This window comes from Pseudomonas sp. rhizo25, from assembly GCF_031931935.1.
Taxonomy (GTDB): domain Bacteria; phylum Pseudomonadota; class Gammaproteobacteria; order Pseudomonadales; family Pseudomonadaceae; genus Aquipseudomonas; species Aquipseudomonas synxantha.
The window spans coordinates 468290-494743 of sequence record NZ_JAUJXA010000003.1; the positions used below are offsets into that span (position 1 = coordinate 468290).

Genomic DNA, 26454 nt, shown 5'->3' on the forward strand with positions numbered 1-26454 from the left:
AGTTTTGCCCAATAATTGCTGCTGTTTTCACGCGTCAAGTTGCTCCAGCCCGAGGTTATGAAACTTTGAAACCCTACCCTATTCATTGCGTGTCGATCGTTATCCCGGTCTACAACGAACAAGAGAGCCTGCCCGAATTGCTGCGTCGTACCACTGCAGCGTGCGAGCAACTGGCCTACGAATACGAAATCATCCTGGTGGATGACGGTAGTCGCGACGATTCAGCCCAACTGCTCGAAGACGCCGCCGCTGCAGAAGGCAGCCACGTGGTAGCGGTGATCCTCAATCGCAACTATGGCCAGCACGCTGCGATCATGGCCGGCTTCGAGCAGTGCCGTGGTGACGTGGTGATTACCCTCGACGCTGACCTGCAGAACCCGCCCGAAGAAATCCCGCGCCTGGTGGAGCAAGCCGCCCTGGGCTATGACGTGGTTGCCACCGTGCGCAACAACCGCCAAGACTCGGCCTTTCGCCGCTGGCCTTCGCGTTTGATCAACCTGGCCGTGCAACGCTCCACCGGCGTAGCCATGAGCGACTACGGCTGCATGTTGCGCGCCTACCGCCGCACCATCGTCGACGCCATGCTCGCCTGCCGTGAACGCAGCACCTTTATCCCGATCCTGGCCAACGGCTTCGCCCGCCACACCACGGAAATCCTCGTACACCACGCCGAGCGGGAACACGGCGAATCCAAATACAGCGCCATGCGCCTGATCAGCCTGATGTTCGACTTGCTGACCTGCATGACCACCACGCCATTGCGCCTGCTGTCCATCGTTGGTTTCAGCCTGGCGGCCCTGGGTGTGTTGTTTGCCTTCGCACTTATCATCATGCGCCTGGCCTTCGGCGCCGACTGGGCCGGTGACGGCCTGTTCGTGCTGTTCGCCGTGCTGTTCGTGTTCACCGGCGGCCAGTTCATCGGCATGGGCCTGTTGGGTGAATACCTGGGCCGCATGTACAGCGATGTACGCGCCCGCCCACGCTTCTTTATTGAAAAAGTGCTGCGCAACCAGCCGGCAGCACCGGCTCCAGTCGTCGTGGTAGACGGCCTGGTGTCTTCCCATACTTCTACTTCTCCTTCCGATCAGGTCCAGTCATGAGTTCAAAAGCTGTTGTCTTCGCTTACCACGATATTGGCTGTGCAGGCATTGAAGCCCTGCTCAGTGCCGGTTACGAAATTGCTGCCGTGTTCACCCATGCCGATGACCCCAGGGAAAATAACTTCTACGGCTCCGTCGCCCAGCTATGCGCACGCAATGGCATCCCGGTACACGCCCCGGAAGACGCCAACCACCCCCTGTGGATCGAGCGCATCGCCAAGCTGAACCCGGAATACATCTTCTCCTTCTACTACCGCAACCTGCTCAGCGAAGCGCTGTTGGCCACCGCCCGCAAAGGCGCGTTCAACCTGCACGGCTCGTTGCTGCCCAAATACCGTGGCCGCGCACCGGCCAACTGGGTGCTGGTCAACGGCGAAACTGAAACTGGCGTCACCCTGCACCGCATGGTCAAGCGTGCCGATGCCGGCGCCATCCTGGCCCAGCAGAAGGTCAGCATCGATCGCACCGATACCGGCCTGAGCCTGCACGCCAAGCTGCGTGATGCCGCCGCTACTCTGCTGCGCGATGCGCTGCCACAACTGGCCCAGGGCAAGCTGACTGAAACCGCCCAGGATGAAAGCCAAGCCACTTACTTCGGCCGCCGCACCGCCGCCGATGGCAAGCTGGACTGGAAGCAACCGGCCGCAACCCTGTTCAACCTGGTTCGCGCCGTGACTCAGCCGTACCCGGGCGCCTTTTGCGCCGTTGGCGAGCACAAGCTGATTGTCTGGCAAGCCGAGGTGGTCAAGGGCAACGAAGGCCTGGCGCCAGGTCGCGTGATCAGCGTCAACCCGCTGCGTATTGCCTGCGGCGAAGACTCTCTGGTGATCCGGTTCGGCCAGCGCAATGAAAATGGCCTGTACCTGGCCGGCCCGGCCCTGGCCGATGAGCTGGGCCTGGTGGACGGTTCCGTACTGCGCGGCGCTGAGTCCGGGCGCAAGCCACGCCGTACCCGCGTGCTGATCCTGGGGGTAAACGGTTTCATCGGTAACCACCTGTCCGAGCGCCTGCTGCGCGACGACCGTTACGAGGTCTACGGCCTGGACATCGGCTCCGACGCCATCGAGCGCCTGCGCAGCCACCCCAACTTCCACTACGTGGAAGGCGATATCAGCATCCACTCGGAGTGGATCGAGTACCACATCAAGAAATGCGACGTGGTCCTGCCCCTTGTGGCCATCGCCACCCCGATTGAATACACCCGTAATCCGCTGCGCGTGTTCGAGCTGGACTTCGAAGAAAACCTCAAGCTGGTGCGCTACTGCGTCAAGTACAACAAGCGTGTGATCTTCCCATCAACCTCCGAAGTCTATGGCATGTGCCAGGACCAGTACTTCGACGAAGACACCTCCAACCTGGTGGTCGGCCCGGTCAACAAGCAGCGCTGGATCTACTCGGTGTCCAAGCAACTGCTGGATCGAGTGATTTGGGCCTACGGCGACAAGGGCCTGAACTTCACCCTGTTCCGCCCCTTCAACTGGATGGGCCCGCGCCTGGACCGCCTGGACTCGGCGCGTATCGGCAGCTCGCGCGCCATCACCCAGCTAATCCTCAACCTGGTGGAAGGCACGCCGATCCGCCTGTTCGACGGTGGTGAGCAAAAACGTTGCTTCACCGACATTGCCGACGGCATCGAAGCCCTGGCCCGCATCATCGATAACGACAACGATGCCTGCAACGGCCAGATCATCAACATCGGCAACCCGGAAAACGAAGCGAGCATTCGCCAATTGGGCGAAGAGCTGCTGCGTCAGTTCGAAGCCCACCCGCTGCGCCATAACTTCCCACCGTTTGCCGGTTTCCGCGACGTGGAAAGCAAGGCGTTCTACGGCACCGGTTACCAGGACGTGGCGCATCGCAAGCCCAGCATCGAAAACGCCAAGCGCCTGCTGAACTGGGAGCCGACCGTGCAGATGAGCGAAACCATCGGCAACACCCTGGATTTCTTCTTACGCGAGGCCATGGTTGAAATCGCCCAGTCTATTGACGAAGCCAAATAATGAAGGCAGGTCTTCGCATCGACGTCGATACCTACCGTGGCACCCGTGAAGGTGTGCCACGGTTGCTCGAGTCCCTGGACGAAGCTGGAGTGAAGGCGACGTTCTTCTTCAGTGTCGGGCCGGACAACATGGGGCGCCACCTGTGGCGCCTGATCCGCCCGCAATTCCTGTGGAAGATGCTGCGCTCCAATGCCGCCGGCCTGTATGGCTGGGACATCCTGCTGGCCGGCACCGCGTGGCCAGGCAAGCCGATCGGCCGTGATCTGGGGCATTTGATGCGCCAGGCCAAGGCCGCCGGGCATGAAGTCGGCCTGCACGCCTGGGACCACCATGGCTGGCAGGCCAACGCCGGGCGCTGGAGCGAGGCACAGTTGGTCGAGCAGATTCGCCGCGGTGTACAGACCTTGAGCGACATCCTTGGTGAGCGCGTGGATTGTTCGGCGGCCGCCGGTTGGCGTGCCGATGAGCGTGTGGTGCAAGCCAAGCAAGGGTTCAACTTTCGCTACAACAGTGATTGCCGGGGCACCAGCCTGTTTCGACCGACCTTGGCCGATGGCAGTGCGGGCACCCCACAAATTCCGGTTGACCTGCCGACCTTCGACGAGATCGTCGGGCCGGTAGTGGCTGCCAAGGACTTCAATAGCTTCATTCTTGATCGGTTCAACGCCTCGAAGCTCAACGTCTACACGATCCACGCAGAAGTAGAAGGGATTCTGATGGCCAATGATTTTCGCCAATTGCTCGCCCAGGCAGGGCAGCGTGGCATCGAGTTCAAACCCCTGGGTGAGTTGTTGCCTGCAGATGTGGCCACCCTGCCCCAGCAACAGCTGGTGCGCGGCGCATTGAGCGGCCGCGAGGGTTGGCTCGGAGTACAGCAAGCATGATCCGCCGCTGGGCTTTGCCCCTGCTCCTGCTGGTGTTTGCTGTGGTCTACCTGCTGCCGCTGGCCACCCATGGCCTGTGGATTCCGGATGAAACCCGTTATGCGCAGATCAGCCAGGAAATGCTGCTGACCGGCAAATGGGCCTCGCCGCACTTCATGGGCATCCGCTACTTCGAAAAACCCGCCGCAGGCTATTGGATGATCGCGCTGGGTCAGGCGCTCTTCGGGCAGAACCTGTTCGGCGTACGGTTTGCCTCGGCTTTGAGCACCGCCTTGAGCATTCTGCTGGTCTACCTGGTATCTCGCCGGCTGTGGAACGACCCGCAGAAAAGCCTGGTCAGCACCGTTCTGTACATGAGTTTCGTCAGTGTCGCGGCGCTCGGCGGCTATGCCAATCTGGACCCGCAGTTCACCTTCTGGGTCAACCTGACCGGCGTGGCGTTGTGGTTCTGCTTCGACAGCAGCACGCAGCGTGGTCGACTGTGGTCCTGGGCCCTGCTGGGTTTCGCGTGCGGCATGGGTTTCATGACCAAGGGCTTCCTGGCCTGGTTGCTGCCGGTATTGGTCGCCCTGCCCTACGCCCTCTGGCAAAAACGCTTGGGTGAATTGTTAAAGTTCGGTGTTGTGGCCGTGCTGGTGGCGATTGTGGTCAGCGTGCCGTGGGCGTTGGCCGTGCACCTGCAAGAGCCGGACTACTGGCACTTCTTCTTCTGGCACGAGCATATCCAACGCTTCGCCGGTGAAGACGCTCAGCATGCCGAACCGTTCTGGTATTACCTGCCGCTGCTGGTAGCTTTCGCGCTGCCATGGGTTGCGCTGCTGCCGTCTACAGCCAAAGAGGCGTGGCTGCAAAAACGCGTGCCAAAGACGGCGTTCCTGCTGCTCTGGCTGCTGATGCCCCTGGCGTTTTTCAGCCTGGCCAAGGGCAAGCTGCCTTCCTACATCATGCCGTGCATGTTGCCCTTGGCGCTGCTGATGGGCTCGACCCTGAGTGACAAACTCACTCAGCGTCACGGCCGCGTCCTGCGCATCAACGGCTGGTTGAACCTGGCGATCGGTGTACTGGTGCTGCTGGCCCTCAGCTGGTTCCAGTTGAAGAAACCGGTGTACGAACCCGGCGAGGAAACCCTCAGCCTGGTCTTGGTGTTCACCTTCTTGTTCGGTTGGATCGTCGTCAATCTTCTGCAAGCGGCGCGCCCCTTGACATTGTGGGCCGCGCCCCTGATCGGCAGTGGGTTGCTGGTGGTCTTGGTGCCTGCGGCGTTGCCCCATTCGGTGGTTTATAACAAGACCCCTGACCAGTTCATCATTGATCACATCGACGAGTTGCAGCCCACCGTCGCCCTGTTGAGCAATGACCTTGGCGCCGCCTCAGCGCTGTCATGGCGCCTGAAACGCCCCGATATCACGCTGTACAACACCTCAGGAGAGGTCAAGTACGGCCTGACTTATGCGGATACGGCCCCGCGCCTGGTGGACCGCAACGCGATTCAGGCATGGATGGAGCAAACCCGGCGTACCGGCGCTGTTGGCGTGGTGATGCGGGTCAATAGCGCCGGCGAAAAGGAAGAACTCGCGCTGCTGCCTGCCGATGGCAAGCGCTATGCACAGGGCAAGATCGTGATCCTGATTTTCCCGCAGGTCGCGCCATGATCACCCTGCTGCTGTTGCTCACAGCCTGCCTGCTCACCTGCATGGGCCAGGTCTCGCAAAAGTTCGCCGTAGAAAGCTGGCGTGACGTGCCGGATGGTTGGGCGTTGAAACTGCGCTCGCCGTGGTTATGGTCGGCGCTGGTGTGCCTGGGCCTGGGCCTGCTGGTGTGGCTGCTGGTGCTGCAGCGCCTGGAAGTGGGCATTGCCTACCCCATGCTCAGCTTGAATTTCGTGCTGGTCACGCTGGTGGCGCGCTTTGTGTTTCACGAACCCATCGATGGCCGTCACTGGCTGGGTGTGGTGTTGGTGATCGCCGGTGTTGCCTTGCTGGGGCGCCAGGTATGAGCCGCGCACGGGGTTTCACCCTGGCCTTGGGCAGTGTCGGCCTGGTGAGTGGCGCCCAGTTAGGCATGCGCTGGAGCATGACTCGCCTGCCCTTGCCCGCCGAATGGCTGGCAGCCTTCACCAGCAACAGCATCGACCTCAGCGCCTTGGGCGTGGTGATCCTGGCGATCAGCGCCTATGCGCTGTCGATGCTCTGCTGGCTCGGCGCGCTGAAGGACTTGCCCCTTGGCCGCGCCTATTCGTTGCTCAGCATCAGCTACGCGCTGGTTTACCTGCTGGCCGCCAGCCTGCCGGTGTTCAACGAAGGTTTCTCGCTTTCAAAAACCCTGGGGGTGGCCTTGGTCATCCTCGGTGTACTGGTTATCAACTCTCGTCGTGCTAGCACCTCAAGTCCCAGGAATACCCCATGAAAATCAGTGTATTTGGTAGTGGTTACGTTGGTTTGGTACAGGCCACTGTGCTCGCCGAAGTCGGTCACGATGTCATTTGCATGGACGTTGACAAGAGCAAGGTCGAGTCGCTGCAAAAAGGCCACGTGACCATCTTCGAGCCGGGTCTGGCCGCGATGGTCAAGGACAACCTGGAAAGCGGACGCCTGCACTTTACCTACGACGAAAAACTCGCCGTCGAGCACGGTGAAGTGCTGTTCATCGCCGTGGGTACGCCGTCCGACGAGGACGGTTCGGCCGACCTGAAATACGTACTGTCGGTGGGTGACGCCGTGTCCCGCCACCGCGTGGAGCCGGTGATCCTGGTGGAGAAGTCCACCGTGCCCGTCGGTACAGGCGACACCCTGCGCGCCCATATCGAAAAGAACCTGCATATTGCAGGCCGTCACCTGGACTTCGATATCGTCTCCAACCCGGAATTCCTCAAGGAAGGCTCGGCCGTCGCCGACTGCCGTCGTCCGGACCGCATCATCATCGGCTGCGAACGTGAGCAAGTGCGTGAAGTGATGCGCGACCTGTACGCCCCGTTCAACCGCAACCACGACCGCATTATCTTCATGGACCTGCGCAGTGCCGAGCTGACCAAGTACGCCGCCAATTGCATGTTGGCCACCAAGATCAGCTTCATCAACCAGATCGCCGAGCTGGCCGAACACCTGGGCGCCGATATTGAAGCAGTGCGCCTGGGCATTGGCGCCGACTCGCGGATCGGCTACCACTTCATCTACCCGGGCTGCGGCTATGGCGGCTCATGTTTCCCCAAGGACATGCGTGCCTTGATCCACAGCGCCAAGCAAGCCAATTGCTCCAGCGACCTGCTGGAAGCCGTGGAAGCCATCAACCAGCGGCAGAAGAGCAAGCTCTTCGAGCGTATCAACGCGTTCTTCAAGGGCAACCTCAAGGGCAAGACGTTCGCCTTGTGGGGCCTGGCCTTCAAACCCAATACCGATGACATGCGCGACGCCCCCAGCCGAGTGCTTATGGAAGCCCTCTGGGCTGCCGGCGCCAATGTGCGCGCCTTCGACCCCGAAGCCATGCAGGAAACCCAGCGCATCTACGGCGATGACCCGCGGCTGATGCTGATGGGCACCCCGGAGTCCACCCTGGGCGGCGCCGATGCACTGATCGTGTGTACCGAATGGCAGCAATTCAAGGCACCGGACTTCGACCTGATTCACCAACGCCTGAAAACCCCGGTGATCTTCGATGGCCGCAACCTGTATGACGGTGAGCGCCTGACACGCAAAGGCTTCAAGTATTTCCCCATCGGCCGTGGCGATTCCTGCGAGTTGCCGATTCCCCAGCAAAACTGGGTGGAACAGGTCAGGGATGTCGGCTAGGTGAACAAGGTTTTCCCGTCCCTGCAGAGTGCAACGATCCGCCGCCAGTCGCTGGGGCTTGGGCTCCTGGCGCTGGTGCTGTTCATTGCCGGCAACTGGCACCAGGCGATCATCGGCTTCGATTCGCGCTTCGTGGTCTTTGCCCAGGAAATGCTGCGCCATGGACCAAGCTTTTTCCCCACCACCTACGGTCAGCCCTATGCCGACTACCTGGCGACGTCGACCCTGCTGACCTGGCTGTTGTCGTTGCCTTTCGGCCAAGTCACCAGCCTGACGGCATGGCTGCCTACCGCGCTCGCATCGGCGCTGATCGTGATGCTGGTGTATCGCCTGATCGCGCCCTACTCGCCGCGCTGGGGCCTGCTGAGCATTGCGATGTTGCTGCTCAGCAGCACTTTTGTCAGCGAAACCCGCTCGGTCTCCCTGGACCAGATGCTAGCTGCCGTGGCTCTGGCCGTGTTTTACCTGGGGTATGCCCATGATCACTTCGCTGCCGCCAAACGCCTGCATTGGGTGTTTCTATTGCTGTTGCTGGGGTTTGCGATCCGTGGGCCGATTGGCCTGGTAATCCCCACTGGCGTGTTGTGCAGCTATTACCTGATCAACCGCCAATGGCGCCAGCTGTTCAGCTTCGGCCTGCTGTCACTGGCGCTGCTGGCGGCGTGTGTCGGCTTGTTATTGCTGCTGGCCAAGCTCAGTGGCGGCGAAGACTTCATGCATGACGTGATTCGCATGCAGTTCCTTGGGCGCATGGACGGCAGCGAAGGCTCCGGCGGCGTGCTGTATTACTTCACCAGCTCCATGGGCAACTACGCCTTGGCCTATCCGTTGGCATTACTGGTGCTGCTGGCCGTGGTGGTTGGCGGCCGGCGCGGGCCGGACCCGGCGTTGAGTCTGGTGTGCTATTGCGCCGCCGCCGGTGTGCTGGTGATGCTGGGCCTGTCGGTGCCCCAGGCCAAGAAGGCGCGTTATATCCTGCCGATGCTGCCGTTTGCAGCCATCATCGCCGCCTACCCTTTCCAGGTCAGCCAAGGCCGCCTCTTTGCCTGGCTACGTGGGCTGACGCTGGGTCTCTGGACGCTGCTGCCAACACTATTGGCGATTGGCCTGGTGGTGGCGCGGCGACGTTATCCAGAGCCGCTGGCCAGCCTCGAGCTGATCTTCGTCGTGCTCGGGCTGCTCCAGGTCGTGGCTTTGCTGGCACTGCTCAAGGCGCGGCTACGCCACTACGGTCCCGCCTTGGCCGCCGTGCTGGCGCTCTGGACCACCTACATCATGGTGGTTGAGCCCCTGGAACGCCGGCTGTACGACACCCGCACGTTCAGTCTTGCCGTCAAAGCCAGGGTCCTGCAGCAGCCGGCCCCGCTGGTACTGCACGCATTGGGCAAAGACGCGAAAGCCATAAAGTTCATGGTTAATTACGATTGTGACAAGGTGCCGTTATTTACCCAATTGCCTGCCGATTTGAAACCGATCCTGGCACCGGCTTGGGTCGTCATGAGCCAGGCAGACTTTGAAACGCTGGACGATCCACGTCTGCGTGCGATCACGCCGACGCTCACCGGCGAGTTCGACAAGACCCCTTATGTACTGCTGCATTTGGCTACCACTTCGGCGCCTTGAGTGCTTTTCCCATGGCAACGTAAGAAAGAACGCCCACTCTTCAGCCAGTGGGCGTCTTTCATCAAAGGCACCAAGAAAACACCTACATTCCTTTGCGTAATGGCTGGTGCACTTTCCCTTCCTGCGCTTGGAACCCAACTGTAGACTCGCTGCCACGTGCACTAAATATCTACTACCCGATTGTCAGGGCTCATCTGCTGTCAATCGGGCCAAGGCACTCCATGACAACAAGGACGCTGTAGGCTGCCCACGCGATGGCTTACTTCATTAAGAGGACAATGCCGTGCGAGAGGATCTGTTCACTGTACCTTTACCCAGACTGGATCGTTTGATGGAGTTACGCGACGCGTTGGTGGCACTCAAGGGGCCGTTGGCAGACGACCCCAAGCTGCGGGAAGACCTGCAGGCCCGCCTGTTCAATGAAGAAGCAAGCATCCGTGTGCTGGGTAAAATCTGCACGGCCACGCCAACACCGGTCGGGCCGATTACCTATGGCGATAGTGTTTGACTGCATCATTTTTGCATTTAAACCTCATTAATATGCAGTGGTGCCGACGCCTTATCAGCGGCACACTGCGCAGTGTTCCTCCCCCAAACGTTGGAACTTTCAAAGGGCTGTACCGGGAAACCAGGCAGGCCTTTTTTTTCGCCCGCTGTTTATGGACCGTCTTTCAATGCTCGCTCGCTGGTTACCCGCTGCAATCAATACCCGCCCCTCCGAATGGAGCCGTGCCGCAATCGGCATGGCGCTGGGCACAATGTTCAGTGTCTGGGCCTGTGCCCAAGTGTTCGGCATGGAGGTCGCCCTGCACCTGCTCGGCCCGCTTGGGGCCTCGGCGGTGCTGCTATTTGCCGTCTCATCCGGGGCCCTGGCCCAGCCGTGGTCGATCATGGGCAGTTATCTCTGCGCCGGCATCGTGGCGTTGCTGGTAGCACGGGTGCTGGGGCGCACCTTGGGCAGTGCTTGCCTTGCGGCCGGCATGACGGTGATCCTGATCTGCTGGCTGCGCTGCCTGCACCCACCCGCCGGCGGCCTGGCCATGACCCTGGTATTGGCCGACCCAGCCTCAATCGCACTGGGCTGGCACGAGCTGGCGCCGGTGATGCTCGGCGCCGGCGCCCTGCTGGCCTGTGCCCTGGCCTACAACAACGCCACGCGCACGCGTTACCCCAAAGGCCCTGTCGAACCTGCGCCGGTTTTCATCGGCAGCCCCCCCGTGACCGATCCGGCTATCACCGCTGCCGATCTCAAGCTGGCGCTGGCCGAGATGGAGCAATTCTTCGATGTCGAACCCACGGAGCTGGAACAGTTGATTCATGCCGCCGAAGTCCATGCGCGGCGGCGCAGTATCGGCGAGGTGCTGGCAAGTCGTGTGGGCTGAGGCCTTATCCGCACCACACGACAAATGGTGCAATGCGCCGCTTGCGACCTGGCGGATGACGACTAGAGTCTACATAGCACTTGAAGTCGTCTGCAGTTCAAAAGATGTCTGGGGCCTTGCTGTACCAGTAGCGAAGACAAGGAATGTCTGGCTTTGGATCAATAGCAGCAGCTGCCTCCATCACTTCGGTATCTGATGCCCTCCTCGTAGTTTTCCTGCCAGTGCTCCTGCTCGGGTGTTTCGAAATGCTCATTCGAAACAGGAGAGCTTCACCTTGAACGACCTATTCGAACAATTACTCGGCTCGTCTCTGTTCGAGCCGCGCCAACGCCATCACATGCCGCTGAAAAGCTACATGGACCTGACCATCAAGCGCATGCATGCGATCTTTGACACCGGCCTGATCAATAACGAACTGTGGTTGGGCCAACCACGGCAATCGGAGTTTTCTTCGCTCTGTGAGTTGATGGGGTACGTGGGCGCCTTCGATTACGCGCTCCACTCCTCGATAGTCGATCACATGATTGCCGTCGACACGTTGTTCAACCATGGCTCTGCCGCACAGGTAAAGCGCTATCGAGACGAAGTGATCCACCTGCGCAAGGTCTACGCCTTCGGCTGTACGGAAGTCGCAGGGGGAACCGACGTGCGCAATGTGCGAACGACGGTGACGTACGACCGGCAAAACCATAGCCTGGTGCTCGACTCCCCTTCGCCCGAGGCCTGCAAATGCTGGATAGGTAACGCCTTGCGCGCCGCCCAGGTACTGATGGTACTTGCCCGCCTGATCGTCGACGGAGAGGATCAAGGCCACCATTGGTTTCGCGTGGTTATTCGCAAGCGCGAAAATGGTCGACTGCTCAATGGCGTGAAAATAATGACGTGTGATCCCAAGGGTGGAATACACGCCAACCAAGTGGCGGCAATACGTTTCTGCCAGGTGAAGTTGCCCGTTGACGCGCTGCTGCAACGCCATGCGCACTTCACTGACGAGGGCACGTTCGTCAGCGACCTACCGTTACCTCTGCGTTTTATCGAGGCGCTGAAAACGTTCCTGCAAGAGCGCTTGATCTTCATCGCAGGCATTCGCCACATTGCCGGCCTGACCGCTCACCTGAGCTACCGTTTCGCCCATCACCGCCTCATCCAGGCGCCCTCGGGCCAAGTGGCGTTGTTGAGCCAGCCGATGTTTCGTCAACGCCTTTATGCCATACAGCTCAAGGCGCTCGCGCTCAAGTACCTGGAGCAGGCAGTGCGCAAGCGCTTTGAAGCCGACTGGGCACAGGAGGCCAAGCGCAAGGAACTCCACGTGCTGGCAGCCTTGTGCAAGGCAGTGGGTGCATGGCAAGGACTCGAAGTGATCGCCCTGTCCAGAGAGCTGTGTGGATCCCAGGGATTCCATCATTACAACCAGATCGTCACTCAGCGCATGGATTGCGAGGTTGCCAATACCTTTGCCGGTGACAGCTCGATCATGGCCTATCAAGTGATCAAGAGCGCCCTGGCGCGGCCACGGTTCGTCGACAGCCCGCCCGCCAACATCGCCCAGAGCGTCGAAGTGCAGATCCTCGAGCAATGTCGCAAGGCCACCGGGTTCACCCATGCACAGGCTGTGGGGCTGGCCTATGCCAAGGCACTGGATCTGGTGATTCAGGAGGCCGAAGCGCTCGGGCTGCTGCCACCTGCGACCCTCGAGGACCTGATCGGTGAGTTTGCTGATCAACTGTATCCATGGGGAGTGCGCAAGCCTCAACGGATTGGCGTGGAGGTCAGCTCAACGCAGATCGAAGCGTTGGTCACGCAGCTCAAACCGCCCCAGGTGCTGGTCAGCGCACTGATCGATTCACCTGATTATGTCCAGCAGTTCACCCGCGCGCTCTATGAGGAGCATTGACATGGAACTCCAGTCACTACCGGATTTTGCCGACCCTGAAACCATAGGTGAGCCCTACGCAGCATTTGCCTACTTGCGTCATCACCACCCACTGTTCTGGTCGCAACACTACAAGGCCTGGTTGCTAACCCGGTTTGACGACGTATCCGCCGCACAGGCCGATGCCCGCCGTTACTCCTCCAATCGCATGCGCGAACTGGTAAATGCCCAGGTACCCCCGCACCAGCGAGCGGCACTGGAACCTTTCATCGACAAGGCTTCGCGCTGGATGTACGCCCAGGACGGCAAGGCCCATGAAGCCGGGCGCAAGGTGCTGGGCAAGGCCTTTACCCCGCGTGCCATTGAGGCACTGGCAGATGATATCGAGCAGATCGTCGATGACTTGCTGGCGCAATTAGGCCCCCAGCCAGAGCTGATGACAGAACTGTTCAATAAGATTCCCGCATTGATCCTGGCGCGCATGTTCGGCATACCTGCGCAGGAAGCACTGAAGGTCAGGCGTTGGACGGATGCGATCATCGTGTTCATGGTGGGTAGCACTGATCCGGCATTCGGGCCGCGAGAGGCCTTGCAGGCGATGGAAGAGATGTACGAGTACTTCTCGCGTCTCGTCGATGAACGTCGCCAATCACCTGGCGCTGATCTGGTCAGCCAAGTGATTGCCGCCGGCGAACAGGCCGGGATGACCCAAGACGACTTCGTGGCTCAGTTGGCCTTTATATTGGTAGCAGCCACGACGACCAGCGCCGATCAGTTGGGCATTATCCTGTTCTATTTGCTCACCCATCCACAGGCGTTGGCCGAACTCAAGGCCAACCCGGGGCTGATCCCCAATGCCATCGAGGAAGCATTGCGCATTTGCCCCGCCGGGCAGTTGAGTCATCGGGTCGTCACCGAAGACGTCACGCTGCATGGCCAGACCCTGCACAAGGGTGACCTGGTATACCTGGTCCGCGCCGCGGCCAATCGTGATCCGCGGCATTTCAACGACCCTGATCGCTTCGACATCCATCGCCAGCAACATGACCACCTGGCGTTCGGCCGTGGCCCGCATTTTTGCATGGGCACGCTGCTTTTCAAGCTCGAAGCAAGGATTGCATTTACTCGCCTGCTGCAACGCTTTCCCGATGTGCGCCTGATCGACGAGCAACAGCCAGCATGGCGTACCAACAGTCTGCAATTTCGTGGTTTGAGTCATATCCACGTCGCGCTGCAACCGGCTGGCGCGACCATCACGCGTTGCTTTTCCGCAGCACCGTGGGAAAAGAACGGCGGCTACTGTCGAGCGCTACGCGCTGGCAACCTGATTGTCACCAGTGGCACGGTGGCGTTCGATGAGCAGGGCAATCCCTACGCTCCCGGTGATGTATACCGCCAGACCAGACGCTGCCTGGAAATCATCGAAACCGCGCTCAAGCAGCTGGGAGTCGACAGGACTCTTGTGGTCGCCACACGCATGTACACCACTGATGTCGCCTGGTGGCCGCAGATCGCCAAGGCTCATCAGGAGTTTTTCAGCCATTGTCCGCCGACCACCATGCTGTTGGGCGTCAATCAATTGATCGCGCCTGCCTATCTCATAGAAATAGAGGCCCAGGCATGGACCGGCCAGTGATGACAGCCGAGAAAGTCCGCGCCGCGGTGCGTGATGCTGTGGTGATGAGCGTTCAGGATTGCTCGGTCGAGACGGCGCCGCGCTCGGTGCGTATACGCCTGTACCGGCAGTCGACAACCGCGCCTGCCCCGGTCCTGCTGTATTTTCATGGCGGTGGCTGGGTAGCTGGTGACCTGGATACCCATGACAGCTTCTGTCGGATCATGTGCGAGTGGGCCAGGTGCGCGGTCGTTGCCGTAGATTACGCCCGGCCACCGGAATCTCGCTTTCCCGCCGCCGTGGAAGATTGCTACGCCGTCACCGAATGGGTGGCCGCCCAAGGCACGACTCTGGGACTGGACAGCCGCCGGATCGCAGTCGCCGGTGGAGGTTCCGGGGGTGGCCTGGCAGCGGTTATCTCCCAGATTGCCCATGAACGCCACGGTCCCACCATTGGTTTCCAAATGCTGCTTTATCCGCTTCTCGATTGTCTGGCGCGCACTCGTTCCCGGGCCGAGTTCGCGGGTAGATCCGGCCTGACCGCTGAAATGCTCACCTGGTATCTGGGCCAATATGTGGGCGAAGGGCAATCTTTGGACCACCCCTGGTTGTCGCCTGCGCACCGGGCTTCGTTACAGGGCTTGCCAAAAGCGCTGATTCTCACCGCCGGCTGCGATTTACTGCGTGATGAGGGCCGGGCTTATGCACGCCGGTTGAAAAAAGCCGGCGTGCAAGTAAGACACACAGAGTATCCAGGCATGGACCACGGTTTTATCAACTACCCTGGTGAACACCTCGCTGCGCGCAAGGCCATCCTCCAGTGTGCGCACGCCCTGGCGAAGCATTTTGGCGGCGGGACACCCCCAGGCCCCAACCCTGCATAAATGCAAAAACGACCTGCATGATTCCGGGTTGTACGGGGCAAATTTGCACTGGTACGATCACGGGATGGTTCGTCCGCGAACATTTATACAAAGAACAATAAAAGCAGGGAGTTACAGATGACTGCTCAGGTTTTATCCGAAGCAAGCCGCAGCGAGGGTCTTCAGGAAGATGTCTTAGCTGAAGTGCGCAACCATATTGGCCACCTCACCCTCAATCGCCCCGCCGGATTAAATGCCATCACCCTGCACATGGTGCGCCTGCTGACCACGCAGTTACGGGCCTGGGCCGATGATCCGCAGGTCCATGCCGTTGTATTGCGCGGCGCCGGAGAGAAAGCCTTTTGTGCCGGCGGCGACATCCGTTCCCTGTATGACAGCTTCAAGAACGGCAACACCCTGCACGAGGATTTCTTCGTCGAGGAATATGCGCTCGACCTGATCATCCACCAATACCCTAAACCCGTGCTGGCGCTGATGGACGGGTTCGTCCTCGGCGGCGGCATGGGGCTGGTACAAGGCGCAGACCTGCGAGTGGTTACCGAGCGCAGCCGCCTGGCCATGCCGGAGGTGGCCATCGGTTACTTCCCGGACGTGGGCGGCAGCTATTTCCTGTCGCGTATTCCCGGTGAACTGGGGACTTACCTGGGCGTCACCGGGGTGCAGATCCGCGCGGCGGACGCCCTATATTGCGGATTGGCCGACTGGTATATTGACAGCGCAACGCTCCCCGAACTGGACCAGCAGCTTGATCGTCTGCAATGGCACGACTCGCCCCTCAAGGACCTGCAGGGCGTGCTCGCCAAACTGGCCGCGCAGCAATTGCCCGATGCGCCACTGGCGACCTTGCGGCCGGTCATCGACCATTTCTTCGCCTTGCCGGATGTACCGAGCATTATCGAGCAGTTACAGGCAGTCACGATCGCCGACACCCATGAATGGGCGTTGACCACCGCCCACCTGATGCAGACCCGCTCGCCACTAGCCATGGCCGTTACCCTGCAAATGCTCCGCCGTGGTCGCCACCTGACGCTGGAACAGTGCTTTGACCTGGAGTTGCACCTGGACCGCCAGTGGTTCGAGCGCGGCGACCTGATCGAAGGAGTTCGTGCGCTGATCATCGACAAGGACAAAACCCCGCGCTGGAATCCGTCGAGCGTTAATGAGCTGGACGCCGCTCATGTCAAAAGCTTCTTCCGCGACTTCGTGCAGATTGAGAAATAAGCCATGCAAGATCTTGAATATACAGAAGAACAAGTCATGATCCGCGACATGGCGCGGGACTTTGCCCGCGGCGAAATCGCCCCCCATGCCCAGGCCTGGGAAAAAGCCGGCTGGATCGACGACGCCCTGGTCGCCAAGATGGGCGAGCTCGGCCTGCTCGGCATGGTGGTCCCGGAAGAATGGGGTGGCACCTATGTGGACTACGTGGCCTACGCCCTCGCGGTCGAGGAAATTTCCGCGGGTGACGGTGCCACCGGCGCCCTGATGAGTATCCATAATTCAGTGGGTTGCGGGCCGATCCTCAACTACGGCACACAAGAGCAAAAACAAACCTGGCTGGCCGAACTCGCCAGTGGCCAGGCCATCGGCTGCTTCTGCCTTACCGAACCCCAGGCTGGCTCGGAAGCCCATAACCTGCGTACCCGTGCTGAATTGAAAGACGGCCAATGGGTGATCAACGGCGCCAAGCAATTTGTCAGCAACGGCAAGCGCGCCAAGCTGGCCATCGTGTTTGCGGTGACCGACCCGGAACTGGGCAAGAAGGGTATTTCAGCGTTCCTGGTGCCTACTGATACCCAGGGCTTTGTGGTTGATCGCACTGAACACAAAATGGGCATTCGAGCCTCGGACACCTGCGCCGTCACCCTCAACCAATGCAGCGTGCCCGAGGCCAACTTGCTGGGTGAGCGCGGTAAGGGCCTGGCTATCGCCCTCTCCAACCTGGAAGGCGGGCGCATCGGCATTGCCGCCCAGGCCCTGGGCATCGCCCGCGCGGCTTTTGAAGCGGCGCTGGCCTACGCCCGTGATCGGGTGCAGTTCGACAAGGCAATCATCGAACACCAGAGCGTGGCCAACCTGCTGGCCGACATGCAAACCCAGCTGAATGCTGCGCGCCTGCTGATCCTCCACGCTGCGCGCCTGCGCACTGCCGGCAAGCCGTGCTTATCGGAAGCCTCACAGGCCAAGCTGTTTGCTTCGGAAATGGCCGAGCGCGTGTGCTCCAAGGCCATGCAGATCCATGGCGGGTATGGGTACCTGGAAGATTACCCGGTGGAGCGCTACTACCGGGATGCGCGGATCACACAGATCTATGAAGGGACCAGCGAAATCCAGCGGATGGTGATTGCCAGGGAGCTGAAAAACTACCAGCTCTGACTAAGACAGCGCCTAAAAACTGTGGGAGGGGCGGTGCGACGATTCGACTTGCTCCCGATGAGGCCGTGTCAGTCAGCACATCTGTGGCTGACCCACCGCCATCGGGGGCAAGTCGAATCGTCGCACCGCCCCTCCCACATTTGCATCTCCAGTGCGGTAGAGACGGTGTTACTTGTCCTTGAACTGCGGCGCACGCTTGGCCACGAATGCCGCCATGCCTTCTTTCTGATCCTGGGTCGCGAATGCCGCATGAAACACCCGGCGCTCAAAACGCACGCCCTCGGACAGGCTGACTTCAAAGGCGCGGTTCACGCTTTCCTTGACCATCATGCTGATCGGCACGGATTTGCCAGCGATAAGGGTAGCGACCTTCAGCGCCTCCTCAAGCAACTCATCGGCCGGCACGATACGCGCCACAATGCCGCAGCGCTCGGCTTCTACTGCATCGATAAAGCGACCGGTCAGGCACATTTCCATGGCCTTGGCCTTGCCCACTGCGCGGGTCAGGCGCTGGGTGCCGCCCATGCCTGGCAACACGCCAAGGTTGATTTCCGGCTGGCCGAACTTGGCGCTGTCGCCGGCCAGGATAAAGTCGCACATCAGCGCCAGTTCACAGCCGCCACCCAAGGCAAAGCCGTTTACCGCCGCGATGATCGGCTTGCGGCGGTTAGCCACGCGGTCGCTGTCGCTGAACAGGTCGTCCAGGTAGATCTGCGGGTAGGTCAACTCGGCCATTTCCTTGATGTCGGCACCGGCAGCGAAGGCTTTCTTCGAGCCGGTCAGCACGATGCAGCCGATCTCGGGGTTAGCTTCCAGGCCGTCCAGCGCCTGGTTCAGCTCGCTGACCAGTTGTGCATTCAAGGCGTTCAACGCCTGGGGGCGGTTGAGGGTGATCAGCCCGACACGGCCCTGAACGTCAAGCAAGATGGTTTCGTAACTCATGTATCGGCTCCTTAAAGATTGCGTGAGATGACCATGCGTTGGATATCGCTGGTGCCTTCGTAAATCTGGCAGACCCGCACATCGCGGTAGATCCGCTCCAAGGGGAAGTCGCTCAGGTAACCGTAACCGCCCAGGGTTTGCAAGGCGGCTGAGCAGACTTTCTCGGCCATTTCCGAAGCGAACAGCTTGGCCATGGACGCTTCGACCAAGGCCGGCTTGCCGCTGTCGCGCAGGGCGGCGGCGTAATGCACCATTTGCCGGGCGACGGCAATCTGCGTGGCCATGTCCGCCAGGCGAAAGGCCACCGCCTGGTGTTCGATCAGCGGCTTGCCAAAGCTTTCGCGCTCACGGGCGTAATCGCGGGCTGCTTCGAAGGCCGCACGGGCCATGCCCACCGATTGCGACGCGATGCCGACGCGACCGCCTTCAAGGTTGGCCAGGGCGATCCTGTAGCCCTCGCCCTCCTCACCCAGGCGGTTGGCCACCGGCACCTTCACGTCTTCAAACAGGATCTGGCAGGTGTCGGAGGCATGTTGCCCGAGCTTGTCTTCAACCCGTGCCACGGTATAGCCCGGTGAATCGGTAGGCACGATAAACGCACTGATGCCACGCTTGCCCGCTGCCGGGTCGGTGACCGCAAACACAATCACAACCCCGGCGTTTTGCCCGGAGGTGATGAACTGTTTGCAGCCGTTGAGTACGTAGTGATCGCCTTCAAGGCGCGCACGGGTCTTCAGGCTGCTGGCATCGGAACCGGCCTGGGGCTCGGTCAACGCGAAGGCGCCGAGCATGGCACCGCTGGCCAGGGGCGTGAGGAACCGGGCTTTTTGCTGGTCATTGCCGAACTTGAGGATCGGCACGCAGCCCACCGAGTTATGCACGCTCATGATGGTCGAGCAGGCGCCATCTCCCGCGGCGATTTCTTCCAGGGCCATGGCATAGGCCAAGTAGCCGGTGTCGCAACCACCCCACTGTTCTGGCACCAGCATGCCGAAAAAGCCCAGTTCGGCCATTTCAGCAATGGCTTCCTTTGGGAAGCGATGCTCGCGATCCCATTCGGCGGCGAACGGTTTCAGACGTTCCTGGGCGAATTGCCGGGCGGCGTCGCTGATTTGCAGTTGTTCGTCATTGGGCAGCATAAGCAGTCCTTAGTACAGGCATTCGACGGCCATGGCCGTGGCTTCACCGCCGCCGATGCAGATGGCGGCAACGCCACGCTTGAGGCCCTTCTGGCGCAGGGCCGACAACAGGGTTACCAGGATGCGTGAGCCGGAGGCGCCAATCGGATGGCCCAGGGCGCAGGCCCCGCCGTGGACATTGACCTTGTCGTGGGGAATCTCCAGCTTGCTCATGGTCACCAGGCTCACAACGGCGAAGGCTTCGTTGATTTCGAAGAGGTCGACTTCATCGAGGTTCCAGCCGGTCTTGCTCATCAGTTTGCGGATCGCCCCCACCGGCGCCACCGGAAACAGCCCCGGCTCATCGGCGAACGCCGCATGCCCGTGAATCACCGCCAGCGGTTTGAGCCCGCGCTTGTGGGCCTCGGATTCGCGCATCAGCAACAGCGCAGCGGCGCCATCGGAGATCGAACTGGAGTTGGCCGCCGTCACGGTGCCACCTTCACGGAACGCCGGTTTCAGGCTGGCAATCTTGTCCAGCTTGGCTTTCGGCGGTTGTTCATCGTGCAGGATGGTTTTCTGCTCCTTGCCCACGGTGACCTGCACTGGGACGATTTCGCTGGCGAAGCTGCCATGGGTGATGGCTTCCTGCGCACGAGTCAGGGAAGCAATGGCGAAGGCGTCCTGGGCTTCACGGGTAAAACCGTTGTGCTCGGCGCAGTCCTCGGCAAAGGTGCCCATCAGGCGGCCCTTGTCGTAGGCGTCCTCCAGGCCGTCGAGGAACATGTGGTCGAGCACCTTGCCGTGCCCCATGCGATAACCGCTGCGTGCGCGGTCCAGCAGGTACGGCGCATTGGACATGCTCTCCATGCCACCGGCAATTACCACGTCGACGCTACCGGCACGCAGTGAGTCGTGGGCAAGAATCGCCGCCTCCATGCCGGAACCGCACATTTTATTGAGGGTGGTGCAGCGGGTGCCCTTGTCCAGCCCGGCGCCCAGGGCGGCCTGACGGGACGGTGCCTGCCCGAGCCCGGCCGGCAGCACGCAGCCAAACAGCACTTCGTCGACGGCGTCGGTGGCGATACCGGCACGTTCGACAGCGGCGCGGATCACGGCCGCGCCCAGTTGCGGCGCGGTCAGGCTCTTGAGATCGCCCTGGAACCCGCCCATGGGGGTACGCACGGCGCTGACAATAACGATTGGGTCATTCATACAGGTGGCTCCTTACTTGGCCGCCATACGCAAGGCGCCGTCAAGACGGATCACCTCGCCATTGAGCATGCTGTTTTCAAGGATATGTCGCACCAGCGCGGCATATTCGGCGGGTTTGCCCAGACGTGGCGGAAATGGCACACCAGCAGCCAGGGAGTCGCGTACTTCCGGGGTCATGCCCGCCATCATCGGGGTTTCAAAGATGCCCGGGGCGATGGTCATCACACGGATGCCAAACCGCGCCAATTCCCGGGCAACGGGCAAGGTCAGGCTGGCAATCGCGCCTTTGGAGGCAGCATACGCCGCCTGGCCGATCTGGCCATCGAACGCCGCCACCGAGGCGGTATTGATGATCACACCGCGCTCACCATCGGCATTCGCCTCGGTTTCAGCAATGGCCGCAGCGGCCAGGCGCAACAGGTTGAAGCTGCCGATCAGGTTGACGTTGATTACCTGGGCAAAGCTCGCCAGCCCGTGGGGGCCATTCTTGCCGAGGATCTTCTCGCCGCGCACTACACCGGCGCAGTTGATCAACCCGTGCAAACCGCCAAACGCCTCGACAGCCGCGTTAACGGCCGCTTCGGCAGCGGCTTCCTGGCTGATATCGGCTACGGCACTACGGGCGTTGTCGCCCAGCTGGGTAGCCTTGGTCGCCACAGCGTCGGCATTCAGGTCGACCAACATCACCTTCGCGCCGGCCGCAATGAGCATTTCAGCTGTGGCCGCACCGAGGCCTGAAGCACCGCCGCTGACCAGGAATACCTTGTTTTCAATCTGCATCATTGTTTCCTTTGAAAGGGATCAAGCCACGGCCGCCTGGGCCTTGGCAATTTCCTGATTACGCAAAATAAAACGTTGCAACTTGCCGCTCGGGGTCTTGGGCAAGTCGCTGACAAATTCGATTTCTCGTGGGTAAGCATGGGCAGCCAGGCGCTGGCGCACATGCAGGCGCAGCTCTTCGGCCAACTCCGGGGTGGCGCGATATTGCTCGCTGATCACCACGAAGGCCTTGACCAGCTCGGTACGTTCCGGGCAAGGCTTGCCGACTACGGCGGCTTCAACCACGGCGGGGTGTTCGACCAGGGCGCTTTCCACATCGAACGGACCGACGCGGTAACCGGACGTGGTGATCACATCATCGCTGCGCCCGACAAAACTGATGCTGCCGTCCGGGTTCAGCTCCACGGTGTCGCCACTGAGGTAGTACTTGCCCACAAAGGCCTTGGTCTTGACGCCCTCATAGCCGGCGAACCAGCACATCGGCGATTGTTCGCGGTCGATGGCGAGAATCCCGGGCTGGCCGGCGGGCAGTTCCTGATGCTGTTCATCCAGCACCACGATGCGGTGTCCGGGCGAGGCGAAGCCCGCCGAACCCACATGCACCGGGTGCGCCAGGCCATGGTGATTGCACAGCACCATGCCCAGTTCAGTCTGGCCATAGTGGTCGTGGATGGTCACTCCCAGGCTATCGGCGAACCAGCGGATCACCTCCGGGTTCAATGGCTCGCCGGCACTGCTGACGATGCGCAGCTTGCCCTTGATCGAACGGGCGAACTGCTCGCCTCCGGCAATCAGCAGGCGGTACGCCGTGGGCGAACCGGCGAGGTTGGTGATCCCATATTTATTGATGACCCGGCAGGTGCTTTCCAGGGTGAACGGACCATCGTAGAAAGTGATCGGATGCCCCATGGCCAGCGGCCCGGTCACGCCGAAATAGATGCCGTAGGCCCAGCCCGGGTCGGCGACGTTCCAGAACGCATCTTCGGGGCGCAAGTCCACGGCGTCGCGCATGTAGCCCTGGAACGCAACAATAGCCTTGAGTGGCACCGACAGCGCCTTGGAGGGGCCGGTGGTGCCCGAGGTGAACATCAGCAGGAACGGATCGTCGGCGCCCAGCATCACCGGCTCGCAGACGTTGGCGTGGTTGGGCAGTTCGGCCCAGAAGCTGTAGTCACCGCGCACGATGCCCTCGCCCCTGGCCCCGGCCACCGTGACGATGGTCGGGCAGCCGGCGACTTCGGTCAGCTTGGGACGGTTGACCGCGTCGGTGACCACCAGCGCTGCCCCGGAGCTGTTCAGGCGATGCTCGATGGCCTTGGGGCCGAAGGCGGTAAACAGCGGCTGATACACCGCGCCGATGCGCCAGGTGGCGAGCACCACCACCAGCAACTCGGCCGTGCGCGGTAACAGGCCGGCGACCTTGTCACCGCGCTTGACGCCCTGGGACAGGAGGAAGTTGGCGAAACGTGCGGCCTGTTCCTGCAGCTCGGTGAAGGTCGACGTGGCGCTGCGCCCATCTTTGCCTTCCCAGAACAAAGCGATACGCCCGGGGAGCACGTGGCGGTCACAGCATTCTACGCAGGCATTCAACGCCTGCAGATTGCCGGCCAGCGCGGCGTCGACGGTGTGCTGGTAATCAAACCCGGTGGTGGCAGCCAAATACTCACGCATCGTTTCCAATCCTTCTGTATTTTTATTTTCAGGACTTTTTGACTCGATAAATCAGCTGGAATAGTCGCTCCAGAGCGTTGCAGCGGCAATGGTCAAAGCCTTCAACCTGGCTGACTGGTTTGGCCAATCCGGTGTGGGGGGCACCTGTTGAGTCCGGGGTGGCCTGGGGGCCGACAGCCCTGCGGTAGATGCCGCCCAGGCATTTCACGGCTACAATGCGCGCCTCGACCGTGACAAGCCTGACTAAAAAAACTATGTCCTTGCCCAAGCATCACCTGGAATTGCTCAGCCCTGCCCGCGATGTCGCCATTGCGCGCGAGGCTATCCTGCATGGCGCCGACGCCATCTACATCGGCGGGCCGAGCTTCGGCGCGCGCCATAATGCCTGTAACGAGGTGAGCGATATCGCTCAACTGGTGGAATTCGCCCGGCGTTACCACGCCCGCGTGTTCACCACCATCAACACCATCTTGCATGACAACGAGCTGGAGCCTGCGCGCAAGCTGATCCATCAGCTCTACGATGCCGGTGTCGACGCACTGATCGTGCAAGACCTGGGCGTGATGGAGCTGGATATTCCGCCCATCGAGCTGCACGCCAGCACCCAGACCGACATCCGCACCCTGGGCCGCGCCAAATTTCTCGACCAGGCCGGTTTCTCGCAATTGGTATTGGCCCGAGAGCTGAACCTGCAAGAGATCCGCGCCATCGCCGACGAGACCGATGCCGCCATCGAGTTCTTTATCCATGGTGCCCTGTGCGTGGCGTTCTCCGGGCAGTGCAATATCTCCCATGCGCAAAATGGCCGCAGTGCCAACCGCGGTGATTGCTCCCAGGCGTGCCGCCTGCCGTACACATTGAAAGATGACCAGGGCCGCGTGGTCGCGTTTGAAAAGCACCTGCTGTCGATGAAGGACAACAACCAGAGCGCCAACCTGCGTGCCCTGGTCGAAGCCGGCGTGCGCTCGTTCAAGATCGAAGGTCGCTACAAGGACATGGGCTATGTGAAGAACATCACCGCCTACTACCGCCAGCGCCTCGACGAAATCCTCGAAGACCGCCCGGACCTTGCCCGCGCTTCCAGCGGCCGTACCGCGCATTTCTTTGTGCCCGACCCGGAAAAAACCTTCCACCGTGGCAGCACCGATTACTTCGTCACCGACCGCAAGATCGACATCGGCGCGTTCGACACCCCGACCTTTACCGGCCTGCCGGTGGGTGTGGTGGAAAAAGCCGGCAAGCGTGACTTGCAGGTGGTCACCCAGGAGCCACTGTCCAACGGTGATGGCCTGAATGTGCTGGTCAAGCGTGAAGTGGTGGGGTTCCGCGCCAATATCGCCGAGCCCAAGGGTGAGTTCGAAGAAGACGGCGAGAAGCGCTACCGCTATCGCGTCGAACCGAATGAAATGCCCGCCGGCCTGCATCAATTGCGCCCCAACCACCCGCTGAACCGCAACCTGGACCATAACTGGCAACAGGCGCTGTTGAAGACCTCGGCCGAGCGCCGTATCGGCCTGTCATGGGTGGCACGCCTGCGTGAAGACCATCTGCAAGTCACCGCCACCAGCGAAGAAGGCATCAGCGCCAACGTCACCCTGCCCGGCCCGTTTGGCGTGGCCAACAAGCCGGAACAGGCGCTCGACACGTTGCGCGACCTGCTTGGCCAGCTCGGCACCACCGAATACCACGCCACCCGCATCGAGCTGGATGCGCCGCAGGCCTTCTTCATCCCCAACTCGCAGCTCAAGGCACTGCGCCGTGAAGTGATCGAGGCGCTGACCGCTGCCCGCATCAAGGCGCACCCACGGGGCGGGCGCAAGGCTGAAACCTCGCCACCGCCGGTCTACCCCGAGGCGCACCTGTCGTTCCTGGCCAATGTCTACAATCAGAAAGCCCGGGACTTCTACCATCGTCACGGCGTCAAGCTGATCGACGCGGCCTTTGAAGCCCACGAAGAAACCGGCGAAGTACCGGTGATGATCACCAAGCATTGCCTGCGTTTCTCGTTCAACCTGTGCCCAAAACAGGCCAAGGGCGTGACCGGGGTGAAAACCAAGGTAGCGCCGATGCAGTTGATTCACGGCGACGAAGTGCTGACCTTGAAGTTCGACTGCAAGCCCTGCGAAATGCATGTGGTGGGCAAGATCAAGGGGCATATCCTTGGGTTGCCGCAACCGGGCAGCGCCGTAGAGCATTTCAACCCGGAAAACCTCATCTATCAGGGCACGCACTGACCCTGGGGGAGCGGGGCCACCACCAGCCCCGCTGCAACCCTGCCGCCGCCAGCAGAATCGCCGCCACCCCCAGCCATTGCAGCCAACCCAGGCGATGCCCGAAGGCAATCCAGTCGACGAAAATCGCCGCAATCGGGTAGATGAACGACAGTGCGCCGGTGATCGCGGTTGGCAGTTTCTGGATCGCGCCATACAGCAGCACATACATCAGCCCTGTGTGTACCACGCCTAACGTCACCAATGCGGCCCAGGCATTGGTGGATGTCGGCAAGCCATTCCAGGGCACCAGCGGCGCCAGCAGTACTGCGCCAGTGACCACCTGGATCAGAGCCATCAGATGCGGCGGCACCGCCTTGAGGCGCTTGATGATCAACGCGGCTATCGCATACAAGAAGGCCGCGCCGAGGGCTAATGCAATACCCACCAGATAATTGCCGCCGCTCGTTTGCTCGCCATGGGCGGTGACAATCGCCAACATGCCCAGGAAGGCTACGCTCAACCACGCCAGTTTCTGCACGGTGATTTTTTCACCGAGAAACAGCGCTGCCAGCATCACCAGCATGAACGGCTGCACGTTGTATACCGCCGTACTGATGGCAATCGATGCACGCGAATAAGATTCGAACAGCAGCAACCAGTTACCGACGATAGCCACGCCGCTGAGCACTGCCAGCCCGAGCGTCGCCCAGTTCAGCAGGTCCAGGCGCAGATAACCCAGCCATGCGCAGACCAGCAACAGCGTCAGCGCGCCGATCACGCAGCGCCAGAACACCACTTCGATCACCGACACGCCAGACACCAGCACAAACCAGCCAATGCTGCCCGAGATCAGCATGGCGGCGACCATTTCCCACGACCCGCGACGGAGGGATGAATCCATGATTGAAACTCCTCAAGTGAGGCTCAATTATGGCAATCTGCTCGACACGGCTACAGTGACTAAAAAAGGCAAAACCTGAAAAACACCTTTCC

The 26454-nt window shown here is 60.9% G+C and carries 22 protein-coding genes; 16 read left to right on the forward strand and 6 right to left on the reverse strand.

Annotated features, from left to right (window positions below):
• Positions 1-65 precede the first annotated feature (65 nt).
• From arnC to QZR30_RS09195, 15 genes are all read left to right on the forward strand, one after another.
• A complete protein-coding gene (gene arnC / locus QZR30_RS09125; RefSeq protein WP_056847881.1) occupies positions 66-1100 on the forward strand; it encodes an undecaprenyl-phosphate 4-deoxy-4-formamido-L-arabinose transferase in 1035 nt (344 codons plus the stop codon).
• Complete coding sequence (gene arnA / locus QZR30_RS09130; RefSeq protein WP_046068113.1) at positions 1097-3100, forward strand: bifunctional UDP-4-amino-4-deoxy-L-arabinose formyltransferase/UDP-glucuronic acid oxidase ArnA; 2004 nt, start codon at positions 1097-1099, stop codon at positions 3098-3100. The genes arnC and arnA overlap by 4 nt, the downstream gene beginning before the upstream one ends.
• Positions 3100-3984: a 4-deoxy-4-formamido-L-arabinose-phosphoundecaprenol deformylase gene (gene arnD / locus QZR30_RS09135; protein ID WP_046068112.1), complete on the forward strand. Its 885-nt coding sequence runs from the start codon at positions 3100-3102 to the stop codon at positions 3982-3984. Before arnA ends, arnD begins: the two co-directional genes overlap by 1 nt.
• Positions 3981-5636, forward strand: coding sequence for a lipid IV(A) 4-amino-4-deoxy-L-arabinosyltransferase (gene arnT / locus QZR30_RS09140; RefSeq protein WP_056847882.1), 1656 nt, complete (start codon positions 3981-3983; stop codon positions 5634-5636). The genes arnD and arnT overlap by 4 nt, the downstream gene beginning before the upstream one ends.
• Entirely contained in the window at positions 5633-5980 is a 348-nt protein-coding gene (gene arnE / locus QZR30_RS09145; protein ID WP_046068110.1) for a 4-amino-4-deoxy-L-arabinose-phosphoundecaprenol flippase subunit ArnE, read from the forward strand. Before arnT ends, arnE begins: the two co-directional genes overlap by 4 nt.
• On the forward strand, positions 5977-6390 hold the full coding sequence (arnF, locus tag QZR30_RS09150; RefSeq protein ID WP_311903216.1) for a 4-amino-4-deoxy-L-arabinose-phosphoundecaprenol flippase subunit ArnF: 414 nt from the start codon (positions 5977-5979) through the stop codon (positions 6388-6390). Before arnE ends, arnF begins: the two co-directional genes overlap by 4 nt.
• Positions 6387-7769: a UDP-glucose dehydrogenase family protein gene (locus QZR30_RS09155; RefSeq protein ID WP_046068108.1), complete on the forward strand. Its 1383-nt coding sequence runs from the start codon at positions 6387-6389 to the stop codon at positions 7767-7769. The genes arnF and QZR30_RS09155 overlap by 4 nt, the downstream gene beginning before the upstream one ends.
• Positions 7770-9392, forward strand: a complete 1623-nt coding sequence (locus QZR30_RS09160; RefSeq protein ID WP_311903217.1) for an ArnT family glycosyltransferase — start codon at positions 7770-7772, stop codon at positions 9390-9392.
• Between the two features lie 319 nt (positions 9393-9711).
• A complete protein-coding gene (locus QZR30_RS09165; protein ID WP_267896711.1) occupies positions 9712-9900 on the forward strand; it encodes a type VI secretion system contractile sheath small subunit in 189 nt (62 codons plus the stop codon).
• Between the two features lie 166 nt (positions 9901-10066).
• On the forward strand, positions 10067-10774 hold the full coding sequence (locus QZR30_RS09170; RefSeq protein WP_046068106.1) for an HPP family protein: 708 nt from the start codon (positions 10067-10069) through the stop codon (positions 10772-10774).
• Positions 10775-11048: 274 nt separating this feature from the next.
• Positions 11049-12668, forward strand: a complete 1620-nt coding sequence (locus QZR30_RS09175) for an acyl-CoA dehydrogenase family protein (RefSeq protein ID WP_311903218.1) — start codon at positions 11049-11051, stop codon at positions 12666-12668.
• A 1-nt stretch (position 12669) separates the two neighbouring features.
• Positions 12670-14283: a cytochrome P450 gene (locus tag QZR30_RS09180; protein WP_068967143.1), complete on the forward strand. Its 1614-nt coding sequence runs from the start codon at positions 12670-12672 to the stop codon at positions 14281-14283.
• Positions 14268-15146 carry an alpha/beta hydrolase gene (locus QZR30_RS09185; RefSeq protein ID WP_311903219.1) on the forward strand — a complete coding sequence of 293 codons (879 nt, stop codon included), beginning with the start codon at positions 14268-14270 and terminating at the stop codon, positions 15144-15146. The genes QZR30_RS09180 and QZR30_RS09185 overlap by 16 nt, the downstream gene beginning before the upstream one ends.
• 117 nt (positions 15147-15263) lie before the next feature.
• Positions 15264-16367, forward strand: a complete 1104-nt coding sequence (locus QZR30_RS09190) for an enoyl-CoA hydratase/isomerase family protein (protein WP_056847886.1) — start codon at positions 15264-15266, stop codon at positions 16365-16367.
• A gap of 3 nt (positions 16368-16370) precedes the next feature.
• Positions 16371-17522: an acyl-CoA dehydrogenase family protein gene (locus QZR30_RS09195; protein ID WP_046068103.1), complete on the forward strand. Its 1152-nt coding sequence runs from the start codon at positions 16371-16373 to the stop codon at positions 17520-17522.
• A 168-nt stretch (positions 17523-17690) separates the two neighbouring features.
• Here the strand turns inward: QZR30_RS09195 and QZR30_RS09200 are convergent, their stop codons facing one another.
• Genes QZR30_RS09200 through QZR30_RS09220 form a run of 5 tightly spaced genes read right to left on the reverse strand, consistent with a single transcriptional unit; the run spans position 17691 to position 23248 of the window.
• Entirely contained in the window at positions 17691-18464 is a 774-nt protein-coding gene (locus QZR30_RS09200) for an enoyl-CoA hydratase (RefSeq protein WP_046068102.1), read from the reverse strand.
• 11 nt (positions 18465-18475) lie between these two features.
• Positions 18476-19603 carry an acyl-CoA dehydrogenase gene (locus QZR30_RS09205; protein WP_043050479.1) on the reverse strand — a complete coding sequence of 376 codons (1128 nt, stop codon included), beginning with the start codon at positions 19601-19603 and terminating at the stop codon, positions 18476-18478.
• A 9-nt stretch (positions 19604-19612) separates the two neighbouring features.
• Complete coding sequence (locus QZR30_RS09210) at positions 19613-20797, reverse strand: acetyl-CoA C-acyltransferase (protein WP_311903220.1); 1185 nt, start codon at positions 20795-20797, stop codon at positions 19613-19615.
• 12 nt (positions 20798-20809) lie between these two features.
• The gene (locus QZR30_RS09215) at positions 20810-21577 is read right to left on the reverse strand and encodes an SDR family NAD(P)-dependent oxidoreductase (RefSeq protein WP_046068100.1); all 768 of its coding nucleotides are present in this window, start codon (positions 21575-21577) and stop codon (positions 20810-20812) included.
• Between the two features lie 21 nt (positions 21578-21598).
• Positions 21599-23248: an AMP-binding protein gene (locus QZR30_RS09220; protein ID WP_311903221.1), complete on the reverse strand. Its 1650-nt coding sequence runs from the start codon at positions 23246-23248 to the stop codon at positions 21599-21601.
• Positions 23249-23502: 254 nt separating this feature from the next.
• On the opposite strand from QZR30_RS09220, the gene QZR30_RS09225 reads away from it, so the two are divergent.
• Entirely contained in the window at positions 23503-25482 is a 1980-nt protein-coding gene (locus tag QZR30_RS09225) for a peptidase U32 family protein (protein ID WP_059397379.1), read from the forward strand.
• Here QZR30_RS09225 and QZR30_RS09230 read toward each other — a convergent pair.
• Positions 25460-26362 carry a DMT family transporter gene (locus tag QZR30_RS09230; RefSeq protein WP_056845931.1) on the reverse strand — a complete coding sequence of 301 codons (903 nt, stop codon included), beginning with the start codon at positions 26360-26362 and terminating at the stop codon, positions 25460-25462. The two genes, QZR30_RS09225 and QZR30_RS09230, sit on opposite strands and share 23 nt — an antisense overlap.
• Between the last annotated feature and the right edge of the window lie 92 nt (positions 26363-26454).